11 protein-coding genes are annotated in these 12,874 nt (G+C 49.1%); 6 read left to right on the forward strand and 5 right to left on the reverse strand.

Annotated elements, in window-relative coordinates; translation table 11 throughout:
- The first annotated feature begins 705 nt into the window (after window positions 1-705).
- Window positions 706-2,076: a tyrosine phenol-lyase gene (locus AAIE03_RS21045; protein WP_022622990.1), complete on the forward strand. Its 1,371-nt coding sequence runs from the start codon at window positions 706-708 to the stop codon at window positions 2,074-2,076.
- Between the two features lie 155 nt (window positions 2,077-2,231).
- Window positions 2,232-3,482, forward strand: a complete 1,251-nt coding sequence (locus AAIE03_RS21050; protein ID WP_022622989.1) for an aromatic amino acid transporter — start codon at window positions 2,232-2,234, stop codon at window positions 3,480-3,482.
- A 418-nt stretch (window positions 3,483-3,900) separates the two neighbouring features.
- On the opposite strand, the gene AAIE03_RS21055 is transcribed toward AAIE03_RS21050, so the two are convergent.
- Window positions 3,901-4,095, reverse strand: coding sequence for a hypothetical protein (locus AAIE03_RS21055; RefSeq protein WP_013027819.1), 195 nt, complete (start codon window positions 4,093-4,095; stop codon window positions 3,901-3,903).
- A 741-nt stretch (window positions 4,096-4,836) separates the two neighbouring features.
- Between AAIE03_RS21055 and AAIE03_RS21060 the strand changes: the two genes are divergently transcribed.
- Window positions 4,837-6,297, forward strand: coding sequence for a mannitol dehydrogenase family protein (locus AAIE03_RS21060; protein WP_014604604.1), 1,461 nt, complete (start codon window positions 4,837-4,839; stop codon window positions 6,295-6,297).
- A gap of 41 nt (window positions 6,298-6,338) precedes the next feature.
- Here the strand turns inward: AAIE03_RS21060 and AAIE03_RS21065 are convergent, their stop codons facing one another.
- Window positions 6,339-7,373 (reverse strand): alpha/beta hydrolase fold domain-containing protein, encoded by a 1,035-nt coding sequence (locus AAIE03_RS21065; protein ID WP_498563179.1) that lies wholly within the window; start codon window positions 7,371-7,373, stop codon window positions 6,339-6,341.
- 193 nt (window positions 7,374-7,566) lie between these two features.
- Between AAIE03_RS21065 and AAIE03_RS21070 the strand changes: the two genes are divergently transcribed.
- Window positions 7,567-7,722, forward strand: a complete 156-nt coding sequence (locus tag AAIE03_RS21070; protein ID WP_155644247.1) for a hypothetical protein — start codon at window positions 7,567-7,569, stop codon at window positions 7,720-7,722.
- Between the two features lie 290 nt (window positions 7,723-8,012).
- On the opposite strand, the gene AAIE03_RS21075 is transcribed toward AAIE03_RS21070, so the two are convergent.
- On the reverse strand, window positions 8,013-8,294 hold the full coding sequence (locus AAIE03_RS21075; protein ID WP_498563180.1) for a hypothetical protein: 282 nt from the start codon (window positions 8,292-8,294) through the stop codon (window positions 8,013-8,015).
- Between the two features lie 166 nt (window positions 8,295-8,460).
- On the reverse strand, window positions 8,461-9,345 hold the full coding sequence (locus AAIE03_RS21080) for a helix-turn-helix domain-containing protein (RefSeq protein ID WP_014604607.1): 885 nt from the start codon (window positions 9,343-9,345) through the stop codon (window positions 8,461-8,463).
- Window positions 9,346-9,514: 169 nt separating this feature from the next.
- Here AAIE03_RS21080 and AAIE03_RS21085 point away from each other — a divergent pair, with 169 nt between their 5' ends.
- Window positions 9,515-10,420: a DMT family transporter gene (locus tag AAIE03_RS21085; RefSeq protein ID WP_013027824.1), complete on the forward strand. Its 906-nt coding sequence runs from the start codon at window positions 9,515-9,517 to the stop codon at window positions 10,418-10,420.
- Window positions 10,421-10,440: 20 nt separating this feature from the next.
- On the opposite strand, the gene AAIE03_RS21090 is transcribed toward AAIE03_RS21085, so the two are convergent.
- On the reverse strand, window positions 10,441-10,788 hold the full coding sequence (locus tag AAIE03_RS21090; RefSeq protein ID WP_014333089.1) for a gamma-glutamylcyclotransferase family protein: 348 nt from the start codon (window positions 10,786-10,788) through the stop codon (window positions 10,441-10,443).
- 332 nt (window positions 10,789-11,120) lie between these two features.
- On the opposite strand from AAIE03_RS21090, the gene AAIE03_RS21095 reads away from it, so the two are divergent.
- Window positions 11,121-12,779: a methyl-accepting chemotaxis protein gene (locus tag AAIE03_RS21095; protein WP_014333091.1), complete on the forward strand. Its 1,659-nt coding sequence runs from the start codon at window positions 11,121-11,123 to the stop codon at window positions 12,777-12,779.
- Window positions 12,780-12,874 lie beyond the last annotated feature (95 nt).

Here is a 12,874-nt window from a genome sequence, read left to right on the forward strand (position 1 = left end):
GATGGCAAGACATCGCCTTTTCTTCACCGGGCTGAAGCGTCATCGCTGTCCACAACCCATCCACCTCAACACGTTACCTCCACTTCGCTTGCAAATGACTACGAGCAGATAGTCATGCTCTATTACATAAGTTCTCTTTATTTAAGTTTTGATCGGCAGCGACCTGCCTCAGTGGGATAATATGAATGGATTGTCTCAGTGCTGTAGCGACTTTCTTATTTCAACGTCATTAACATTCGCCGCTCAGTTAATAACTCGGAGATGTACATTGAAGTTTACGGATTTTAAGCAACCGCTGTGATTATTCATTTTTTAGGTGATCGCTGCCTCATATTATCTGGTTAAAAATGTCACATTTATTACCTATAAAGAAAATGGAAAGATAAGTTTTCATTGTTATCAACCTTAACCGACTTTTCTGTTTCTGTATGACCGACGGCCGTTACGCTAACGCTATGAATATTCAGCATACATGGCCGATCTTTTTTGATGTTTAATCATTTTTACGTTTTATACATTGTCAGAAAGGCGCGCATAGTGACGCGGCTATTTTCATCGCATGATAAATCCCGCATGATGGTGTCGTATTATTTCCACCTCAATTCTGAGGTTATTGTTATATCTTCCTGTGCATTTCATCTATGCACCAGACTTATTCGACGCGCATTTTTCTGCGTATGAAAATGGATAACTGGAGAAATAAACATGAACTATCCTGCCGAGCCTTTCCGCATTAAAAGTGTTGAAACCGTATCAATGATCTCACGCGATGAGCGTGTTAAAAAAATGCAAGAAGCGGGCTATAACACGTTTTTACTGAATTCAAAGGATATCTACATCGATCTGCTGACAGACAGCGGTACAAATGCCATGAGTGACAAGCAGTGGGCAGGGATGATGATTGGTGATGAAGCCTACGCAGGCAGTGAAAACTTCTACCATCTCGAAAAAACGGTGAAAGAGTTGTTTGGTTTCAAACACATCGTTCCAACCCACCAGGGACGCGGGGCGGAAAACCTGCTCTCGCAGCTGGCCATTAAGCCCGGTCAATATGTCGCAGGAAATATGTACTTTACAACAACCCGCTTCCATCAGGAAAAAAATGGCGCAACCTTTGTGGATATTGTCCGCGATGAAGCACATGACGCCAGCCTGAATCTCCCCTTTAAAGGTAATATTGACCTGAATAAATTAGCGACGCTCATTAAAGAAAAAGGCGCCGAGAACATCGCCTATATCTGCCTTGCGGTCACCGTGAATCTGGCGGGTGGGCAGCCCGTTTCAATGGCGAATATGCGTGCCGTACATGAAATGGCCAGCACGTATGGCATTAAGATCTATTACGATGCTACCCGTTGCGTTGAAAATGCCTATTTTATCAAAGAGCAGGAGGCGGGCTACGAGAACGTCAGTATCAAAGATATCGTGCATGAAATGTTCAGCTATGCCGATGGGTGCACCATGAGCGGTAAAAAAGATTGTCTGGTGAATATCGGCGGCTTCTTGTGTATGAACGATGAGGAGATGTTCTCAGCGGCAAAAGAGTTGGTTGTCGTTTATGAAGGTATGCCGTCATACGGCGGGCTGGCCGGTCGGGATATGGAAGCGATGGCTATTGGGCTACGTGAAGCCATGCAGTATGAATATATTGAACATCGGGTCAAACAGGTGCGCTATCTGGGCGATAAACTCCGTGAAGCCGGCGTACCCATTGTTGAACCGACGGGCGGACATGCGGTATTTCTTGATGCTCGTCGTTTCTGTCCACACCTGACGCAGGATCAGTTCCCTGCGCAGAGCCTGGCAGCCAGCATCTATATGGAAACCGGCGTGCGAAGTATGGAACGTGGAATTGTTTCCGCCGGTCGCAGCAAGGAAACGGGGGAGAACCATCGCCCCAAACTGGAGACGGTACGTCTCACTATTCCACGCCGTGTTTACACTTACGCGCACATGGATGTTGTTGCCGATGGCATCATTAAACTGTACCAGCATAAAGAAGATATTCGTGGTCTGACGTTTGTTTATGAACCTAAACAACTTCGCTTCTTTACTGCGCGTTTTGACTTTATTTAATACAACCCTGGCCCCGCAGGGGCCCTGTTTCTCTCCTATCACCCTTCCTTTATTTCAGACCTGCCGCCATGGCAGGTCTGCAGTAGAACCGTTATTATCCAGCGGATTCAGAATGACGCCAAAATGATAATAAAGAGTCAACAGGAGAATTTCTCATGGTTATTAAGAAAACAACACCCGGTTTAATGAGTGGAACGATGCTTATCATTGCCACCGTCATAGGTGGCGGAATGTTCTCACTGCCGATTGCTATGGCTGGCATATGGTTCCCAGGCGCATCAATTATTTTAACGCTCATTGCCATAATGATGCTGTTAACCGGACTGATGCTGGTTGAAGTCAATCTCCATTATGGCGGTGGTGCGAGTTTTAACACCTTCACAAAGGATTTATTAGGTCATAAATGGAATGTTGTGGTGGGTATCGCATTTGGCTTTGTCTTGTATATTTTAACTTATGCTTATATTTCTGGCTCTTCTGCTGTCATCTCTCAGACGGTAGAAAAATACAGCGGATTTTATCTTCCAGCCCGCTTATCTGTGATCATCGTAAGCGTGTTGGTCGGTGGCATCGCATGGTACAGCTCGCTTTTGGTTGGCCGTATTACAACGGTGTTAATTATCGGGAAGTTTGTTGCCTTTTTTGCTACCTTCTCTGGCCTGATATGGCATGTCGAAGGCGCTAAACTTATTGACAGTGCCGCCTGGGCGCTGCCTGACACGCAATATCTGCCTTATATTTTAATGACGCTACCTTTCTGCATCATCTCTTACGGTTTCCACGGCAACGTGCCCAGTCTGGTGAAGCTGTATGGCACTCAGGGGGTTGAGAATATCACCCGGTCGATTTTTATTGGCACGGCTTTCGCTCTGCTGCTTTACATATTCTGGTTGGTCGTCACCATGGGCAATATCAGCCGCGCCGATTTTTCGCCCATTATCGCCAAAGGGGGGAATATTGATGTATTTGTCGAGGCAATAGGGGGCTTATTTACCAGCACGTCTATGGATCTGATCCTCACTTTCTTTGGTAATTTTGCGGTAGCCAGTTCATTGCTAGCCGCGACGCTGGGGCTTTTCGATTATATTGCCGATCTGTTTCATTTTTCAGACGACCGTTCTGGCCGGTTTAAGACGGCCCTGGTAACGTATTTGCCACCCGCTGTCGTTTGTTTCATCCTGCCCGGTGGCTTTGTCTATGCAATTGGCTATGCCGGTCTGGCCTTTACGATCTGGAGCGTTATTCTGCCGCCTTTTCTTGTGAAAGCGGCCCGCAAGCGTTTTCCCACTGCAGTCTATACCGCACCCTGTAATAACATGATCCTTAATCTGGTTATCGTGGTGGGGGGATTCGTTTACCTGACGGTGGTACTTGATGTATTCCGGCTGCTGCCTTCGTTTAGCTAAAGTGAAGCGAGCGCGATGTGTGCACCTTATCACCATCACCATCCTGTGCTCTCGTGCTGCCTGATTAGCCCAGTGTCCCTTGCCGGGGGCTGAGCGACTCACGTCTTCAACACTTCTCAGGCTTCAGCCGCGATGCCCCCACGGACAAGCTGGCTGAAGCTCAGTGTCGGGGCTCAGTAAGCCCCGATCGACAAAGCGTATAACGACCTGTTATTCAAGGTGTGATGACAGGCAGCAGGCTAAAGGGTAATACCCTGCTGCTGCAGTCGCGTTGCGCGGAATCTTACCTGAAGGCAAACATGCATCTCTTCATGGCAACATCCTGAGATAAGGTCTGAGCAATGTGAATTGGGGTTTTAACAAGAGCGGCCCTCATTAAAACCAGTCAGAGGGCCAGGAGAGATCGGGACAGTGGTATTTATTTTGCTGATTTATTATTGATTTTTACTCGTTCAGTTAACAGACTGGTTTCAAGATCAGAAAAATTCAGGGTTCTCAAGAAGGCAGGATTAATATTCTTACAGGGTAACAGTCGGGTATCACCAAGGTTATTGACAAGAATGAGGTAAGGATTTGTTCCTTGCATATCAATCACAGAGTTCAATTTCCACATAATTTCCTCCTTGGTTCATGGATGTCATGAACACAGCTGGAATTATGCGTGGTAATCCGCCGGAAAAATGAGGAATCAGTGCTACCTGATGCTCTGTTTCCCTCATGGTAAGCATTAAATTATAAATACTTGATGTACATCTATGTCATTAAATTGTCACAATGAAAGCCATCGCGAATCGCGTAAGAAATAACTAACTCAAACTTGATCGGACCGACGATGAAACAGTGTTGTCATAATGGAGCTAGTTATGAAGGGTTCATTTTACTGCATCACACGTGTTGATTAAATCTGAATTTATTTTACATGACGCCCTGTCAGGCATTACGCCTTTTTCCGGATATAAGCATTTTTCGCCAGAGACGGTGCTGTCTCTGATTACTTATGTCTTAAAATATTAATAACATAAAAACCACCAATTTAACCTCATGGAAACAGGCTTGTGAGGTGTATTCCTTAAATGCGTGTTATTTATTTCGCTATCTCATCCCAGCACATGTCACAATTCAGGTGTTGCTTCTGGTATGGTAGTGGACTTGCATATTTTCATAGCGATAATCTTGGTTTTGACGAAAAAATTGTTCAACGCACAATCTGCAATCCACTAATTGATCATTTTGTCGCGGCGGTCATTTAATTTTAATTACCCTTTTTTTCATCAATGCTGTTATGTCACGCAAGGACACAGCGAATCATGCCGGAAATAACCAAATAATAACTTTAATTAACAGTGAGATTACAATGCCAAATAAATTACTCAGTGCTAACGCCACCGTTCCACAGTGGGATCGCCATAATCTGGTTCCGAGAATCGTTCATCTCGGATTTGGTGCATTTCACCGTGCCCATCAGGCTGTCTATGCAGACGTTCTTGCTGCTGAACACAGCAGCAACTGGGGTTATATTGAAGTCAATCTTATCGGCGGTGAGCAACAGATTGCCGATCTCAAGCGTCAGGATTTTCTCTATACCGTGGCAGAAATGTCCGCCAGTGCGTGGTCAGGCAGGGTGGTTGGCGTCGTCAGGCAGGCGCTTCATGCGCAGGTTGATGGCACTGAAGCCGTGCTGGAGGCGCTATGCCAGCCGCAGGTTGCCATTGTGTCGTTAACGATTACCGAAAAGGGCTACTGCCACGCGCCCGCGACAGGCGAACTGATGCGTGACCATCCCCTCATCGTAGCTGACTTAGCACAGCCCCATCAGCCCCATTCCGCCCCAGGCATCATCGTTGAAGCGCTGGCCCGCCGCAGAGCGGCGGGGTTAGCCGCCTTCAGCGTCATGTCCTGCGATAACATTCCTGAAAATGGCAGGGTGATTGCCGGGGTCGTTTGCGCCTATGCGCGGCAATGCGATCGCGAACTGGCAAGCTGGATCGAACAGCACGTCACTTTTCCTTCTACCATGGTGGATCGTATCGTACCCGCCGTCACCCAGGAAAGCCTGAATAAAATTGCGCAGGTAACAGGGGTGCAGGATGCTCTGGCGGTGGCCTGTGAACCCTTCAGGCAATGGGTGATAGAGGATAACTTCGTAGCCGGACGTCCTGAGTGGGAAAAGGCCGGCGCAGAACTCGTTAACGATGTTGTCCCGTACGAAGAAATGAAGTTGCGCATGTTAAACGGCAGCCACTCATTTCTGGCCTATCTTGGTTATCTGGCGGGCTATGAACATATTTGTGACTGCATGGAGGATCCCGATTTCAGACGGGCAGCACGAACGTTGATGCTGCAGGAGCAGGCACCGACATTGCAAGTTAAGGGCGTGGATCTGACGCGTTATGCTGACCTGCTGATCGCGCGCTTTGAAAACAATGCGTTAAAGCACCGTGCCTGGCAGATAGCCATGGATGGCAGCCAGAAACTTCCTCAGCGCTGGCTGGACTCGATTCGTTGGCATCTCAGAAACGAAAGTGATTTTGACCTGCTCGCCCTGGGCATTGCCGGTTGGATGCGCTATGTCTCAGGCGTAGACGAGCAGGGAAATCCGATTGAAGTGATCGACCCGTTATTACCCACTTTGAACGCTGCTGTGGGATCCAGTGCTGATGGCGAGGCGAGGGTGAAAGCATTATTAGGTGTCGATGCCATTTTTGGTGAGGCGCTGGCAAATAATGCGTACTTTGTGGAGCAGGTAACCCGTGCCTATCAGCTTCTGCTTGATAAAGGGGCGAAAGGCGCGGTAGCCGCTGCCGTTGCGCATTAATCTTCAGTGAGGCAAGCCACGGGCAGTGGCTTGCCTGGCGATTACAGGTTATCGTTTGGACGGCCAGATTGGTCGGCAACGACGCCCGTATCTGGTTTGAGTTCGCGCGTAAACCAGCTTACGACTTCCTGGATAACCTCCGGCTGGTACCAGGTGAGGTCGGCATGCTCTGCCCCTTTCACCACAACGTAGTCCACTTTCTCACCGGCTTTCCTGAGTGCATCAAACAGCTGCGCACTTTGATGGGGCGATACCAGAGAATCTTTATCACCGTGCATAATCAGGAAAGGCGGCTTGCTGTTTCGTAAATGTCCCATAGGGCTGGCATGCCGTGCTTTTGCCGTGTCGTCCATGATGCTTGCGCCAGCAAACTCACGAAAGGCTGGACCGTGCACCAGCAATGCCTCGGTTACCGCAGGTGACTGATGAACTTTTTGAATTTCATCGGCATAACTTTCGCCAATGTTAAGGAGGTCGGATATGCCATATAGCGTTGCCACTGCCTGCACATCAGAGGATTTATCGGTGAAATCACCGCGATCAAACGCCGTTTCCCCCTGTGTGGTGCCGAGCATTTGCACAAGCCATCCCCCAGCCGAATCGCCGAGTACACCAATGCGCGCGGGATCAATGCCGTATGTCTCGGCATGTTGTCGCAAATAGCGCACTGCCGCTTTACCATCATTTACCGGAGCCGGGAAGGTATTCGGTACAACGCGATATTCCGCAGCGGCCACAACAAAGCCAGCCTCTGCCAGCGCCATACGCATCTGGATGTACTTATCGTGATTGGCACTGGTAAAACCGCCACCGGGAAAATAAATGATGGCGGGTTTAGGCGCGTCGGTGCGGGGCACTAACAGCGACATATGGAGCGGCCTGGTCTCTCTTGCCGTCGTGATTTGTGAATAAACGATGCCACTTATGGCATCTATCTGATTGCGTGTTGGTTTGACCTGAATAACCTTTGCACCCTCACGATAACCCGTCAGATCGTTATGCTCTGTCGCCATCGCGCTCCCCATTGTCATCATTGCTGCTAACCCACCAATTAAAAAATTGTGGCATAGATTCATAATTTTTCCCCAGACGTTGAGAGAAATGCTCTCAATTGAACAAAAAAAACTGCATTAAGGCTGTCATTTTCAGCAATCAGACGGTAATGCATAAACGGCAAAGAGAAGTTGAGCGAGATTATGAAAGCCGGATTTTGGGGGAAAGATTGCGGAGTGATGAGGCGCGGGCCAAACCTTGTGGCGGTCTGGCCCGATGAGATTAGCGAATGACGATGGTAAGCAGGATAAAAACGACTGCGATAGCTACCACCTGAATAAAAATCCGATCAAGCGTGAATTTACGCATAGCGTCACCTCACGGCGTCAGTATTTGCCAGATACCCAATCCTGTCAGGATCAGGCCGGTTAAAAGAAAAATGAACGAAATCGCGCTTTCAGATGAAAACTTCATGATGTGCTTCCTTGTCATTATGATGACGGTTAATCGCATCCGATGATGTGAACATTAACGTCACCCGGTGAGACAGCGTCCGGCTTCTGCCTGTCAGAAACCCATGCCGTTATCCCGGCCCGAGTGCGCTGATGTTTCGGCGGCAGAGGCACCTCTTTATTACGCCGCTCGATATCAATGTTGCATCAGGTGATAAGTCTGACGGTTTAACGATAGGCGGTAAGCCTCTTTATCGGCTGATTTTGGCGTCATGTTCCTGTGCGGCTATCCGCATGCATGGCGACAAAAAAGGGATGATCCAGCCTGCTGTTAACGCTGCTCGTGTAGGAATAACTGCTGCGACAGCAAGACATCGCGTCAATAAGGCTTACAGCGATTACACTCGCTTTGCGGGAGGAGGGAATAGCGCGTTTTTGAACAGTAACATGACCACAGTCCTCATTCGTTAACTGCTGGCTGACCAGAATGGCGATTGTCATGCGGGTAATCATGGTCGGCTTTGCGAAACAGCCATCCGAACCTTCAATCACGCCGATACCATGAAGCCTGAATGAATGCGTGCCTAGTATAATCAGGATGCAACGTGAGTAAAGCCAATACCTGTGGGTGAGTGAGGATAGGTTTAAGTTACTCAGACATGAAATTATCGTTGCTGATTTCCGGTCACGGTTATCAGCCCTTACCAGTGCCTCTGATTCAGGGCGCTTTCACGCCATTCGCCATTCGCAGTTGCGAAGGGGTCAAGCCTGTCACCTGTTTGAAGCGGTGGCTGAAATGACTTAGCGAACTAAAGCCAGTATCCAGTGCGATTTGCGTCAACGGCAGCGAGGTTGACTGCACCATCTGCTGTGCTTTTTCCATGCGGCGCTGCATGACGTACTGATGCGGCGCAATACCGAGCGACTGGCGAAACATCCTGGCAAAATGGTACTCACTCAGGTTTGCCTGAGTGGCCAGTGCATCAAGCGTGAGGGGCAATGCCAGGTGCGCATCAATAAAAGCCAGCGTATTGCGTAATACAAAGGGGGCCAGTCCACCCGTTACCGTCGGAGGCCGCCACTGAACGCTGGAATAGTGCTGGATCAGATGAGTTAATAACAGGGTGCTGGCAGTGCTCAACATGAGGTGATTTGCGGGCTGCTGCCAGTCACAGCTGAGTAAGAACTGGCGATACAACGTGGTGATACTGGCATCACTGCAAAATATTTTCTCATCCAGGGCAATCGACAGCGGGCTGCGATCCCATATTTTCTCGCCCACATCGCGTAAATGCTCATCTGTGCAATAGAGATGCACAAAAGAGAGGTTATTACGTACGTCCCATGTGGATTCGCTCTGCTGCGGCATCAGGCAGAATTTATCTGGCCCACCGCCGTTTCGCCAGCCGGAAGCGGTTTTATGGTAACTCTCATAGCCATCGGCAACATACAGGCTTAGCGTGTGATGGTTACTGTTTACGGTAATCCTGTCTTGCTTGTTGTGCCACGCTGCCAGCCGGATGCCGGAGTTAAGCATGACCGATTCGCGCAACACAGCTTTATTTTGACGCAGTATTTCAAACGTGTCGTAAACGCGAGACATAACTCTTTTCCGCCCGTTCATCAGAGGCTCAGTCTAGGGCGAGAGCCGGCAGGTAGCCAGATCTGTATCGTTAAAATGCGCAAGATTTTGCAAATCAGACGCAGGTTCATAGAAGCGTGCGTCCTCATCAGTTGGGACACTGTGTTCTGCTTCGTTTAAAGGAAAAAGCATGAACGCATTACTCTATGCTGTGGTCGTGGTTATCTGGGGTACAACCTGGATTGCCATCTTTTTGCAACAAGGGCCCGTTGATGTCACGGTGTCCGTTTTCTGGCGCTTCGCCATAGCCAGTATTTTATTGCTGACGCTCCTGCAGATAATGGGGCGCCTGCGCAGATTATCGCCGCGCGATCATCTGTTTTGCGCTTTGCAGGGCTGCTGTGTATTTTGCTTTAATTTTTGGTGCTTTTACACCGCCGCCGGTTATATCAATACCGGTTTAGAGTCCGTGATTTTTTCCATGGCGGTGCTGTATAACGCAGTAAACAGTTATCTGTTTTTTGGGCAGCGCCCCCAGCCGCGTTTCTGGTTTGCGGTCACGCTGGGATTAACGGGCATGATCCTGTTGTTTTGGGACGATCTGCACATCAGCGGCGCAAGCGGTGGACTGTGGCGAGGCATCGGCCTGTCGGCGTTGGGCACGTTTGGCTTTTCTCTGGGCAACATGATCAGCCTGCGGCATCAGCGCAGACAGCTGGAAACCATGACCACTAACGCCTGGGCTATGTTATACGGCGCAATGGTCATGGGCATTATCGCTCTACTTCGTGGCGTGAGTTTCTCACCGCTCTGGACACTGAGCTACCTCAGTGCCTTGCTATATTTGTCCATATTCGGTTCGGTCATTGCGTTTTGGGCGTATTTCACCCTGGTCAGACGTACGGGCGCCGCTAAAGCCGCATACACAACACTGATGTTTCCGTTGGTTGCCCTCACCTTATCGACGGTTTATGAAGGCTATCACTGGCAAAGCCACAGCGTGGTGGGATTGCTGATGATCCTGGGCGGTAACCTGGTGATGTTCGGACGTCCCTTGCGCTGGCCAAAACCGAAACCCATGCCGGGCACGCTATAAAGCAGTGATCAGATAAGGCGTTATTCACTGGCTTGCGGAATGCTCTGCGGCTGAAGTTGATATATCCATGCGGTGACACTGTCACCGTTTTCCAGGGCCACCTTAACGCTGATCCGGTCATAACCCTCCTCAAATTCATCCAGCATCGGCCAGTGTAGGTACAGATTGTCCGAGGAAAAAAGAAAGCCCTGCACTTGTGGCCCGCGATCGTCCACAACAATACCGGGGAAGCCTGCAGCCGCGCCGCGCCCTTCAGTAAAAAAAACGCCCCGGACAACTCCGGCCTGCCAGGCGCCACCGATGTTCTCCAGAAGAGAGGCGTTACTGCGGCCCGGACACAGGGTGCCATAAACAAACAACCTTTCCATATTCGTCTCTGTCACAAAAAATGCCACCTTACCTGTCTGGAATGTCGTTGTCATCAGGCAGGGGCGATCAGGTCACGAGTCTGTATATCAGGCTGATAAACAACAACCTTATGCAAGGCAACGCGCAAATAGAACAGGGTTTAATCGCTAAAGGCTGAGGCAAGTCATTATTTTTTATTCCCGTCAGCGGTTGAGTGACTTAGTCTTTATTTTCTATTTATCAAGTTTTAGAAATTAAATATATCTCTGATTAACAGGTAAAGCTGGTTTGTACTGTGCCGATAAGAATGCATTGCGATAACCTTTTTTCAATTTCACACTCAGGGGCTTTTATGACTATTACCCAGCGTTTGGTGCTGGCATTTTCATTGCTGGCGTTATCACTTTGTGCGCTCGTTGCTGTTTCATTATCCGTGATATCCGGTTTCCAGTCGCGCTTTGAATATGTTCAGGTGAATGCGATACCCAGCATTAAAGATCTGAACAAGTCAATCAGTGCAACTAACCAGCTCGGGCTGGCATTGTATCGTCATCAGTCGATGGCCGACAGCGCGAAACAGTCCGCAGCTGAAGATAAAATCAATGGCATTCTTGATAATATTAAATCGCTGAATGACTACTATATGGCGAATGATATTTCCAGTGATGAAGATAAAGCGATGACGGTACAGGCGCAACGTAACCTTGACGCGGTTCGTAGCACGCTTCCGGCATTTCTTGCAGCTTCGCGCAGTCACGATAATGCCCTGTCGCTAGAACAGCTTCAGGGCGAAAACGGCATTGGCGCCGCTGCCCGCAAAATGGAGTCTGACTTCACCAAACAAATCGATTTGAATATTAAAATTGGTGATGGATTAAGAGCAGAGAATAACCGTATTTATTCACAGACGTTTTGGATGATGACAAGTGCATCCGTGCTGGTTATTGTGTTACTCGGCCTGTTCTCTGTCAGTATTATTCTGGGAATTAAAAGAAGCCTGACCAGCATTAAAGATACGATGTCGACCGTCAGTAATAACCTTGATTTAACCTGTTCAGCGCCTGTCCTCAGAAACGATGAAATAGGCCAGACCGCATCAGCGTTTAATGATTTGTTGAAACGTGTATCCACCACTCTGATGTCTGTGAACCATTCAGCGCAATCTGTCAGTACGGGCGCGACGCAAATCGCAGCGGGCAATGAAGACCTGTCATCGCGTACGGAACAACAGGCGGCTTCACTGGAAGAAACGTCAGTCAGTATGGCGACGCTGAGCGATACCGTGCGTCAGAATGCGGAAGGTGCGGTACAGGCCAGCAATCTGGCAAATAATGCCAATACGCTGTCCAAACAAAACGGCTCCGCAGTCAGTCAAATGTTGACGACGATGGGCGACATTCGCGGCAGTTCTGCCAAAATTTCTGAAATCACCGGGCTTATTGAGGGGATTGCTTTCCAGACCAATATCCTGGCGCTTAATGCCGCGGTAGAAGCGGCACGTGCCGGTGAACACGGTAGGGGGTTCGCGGTCGTCGCCTCTGAGGTCCGTAATCTGGCACAGCGCTCTTCGTCCGCAGCCCGGGAGATTAAAGATCTTATCAACGTGTCAGTTTCACAAGTTGAGCAGGGCCTTGAGCAGGCAACAAGCGTGGGCAGCAATTCAGACAACGTCAGCAATGCTATTCAACAGGTCGCTGATTTAGTCAATGAAATTGCGGCCGCTACGGCCGAGCAGAGTAAAGGCATTGAGCAGGTTCATCTGGCCATCGGGCAAATGGATGAAGTGACGCAGCAAAACGCCTCACTGGTTGAAGAAGCGTCTTCGGCGTCTAAATCTCTGCAGGAGCAGGCAGAAACGCTGTCGAGACTGGTTTCAACCTTTAAGGTTAATGACAGTGTCACCCAGGTTGCTTCACCAGCCAGTGTGCCGGTGAGCCCGTCAGTACCCGCATTGAAAAGGCCGGATTTGAAAGCAGTCAACGTCGATAAGGTTAACTGGGAAAGTTTCTGATGCCTTCTTTAGGGATCTAAGCCCGCCGGTGCCTGCTGGCGACAAAAAGCGCTGTGTACGACAGCGCTTTTTTATTGCCCGATGCACGTCTTTTC

Source organism: Pantoea sp. Ae19-2 (assembly GCF_059801205.1).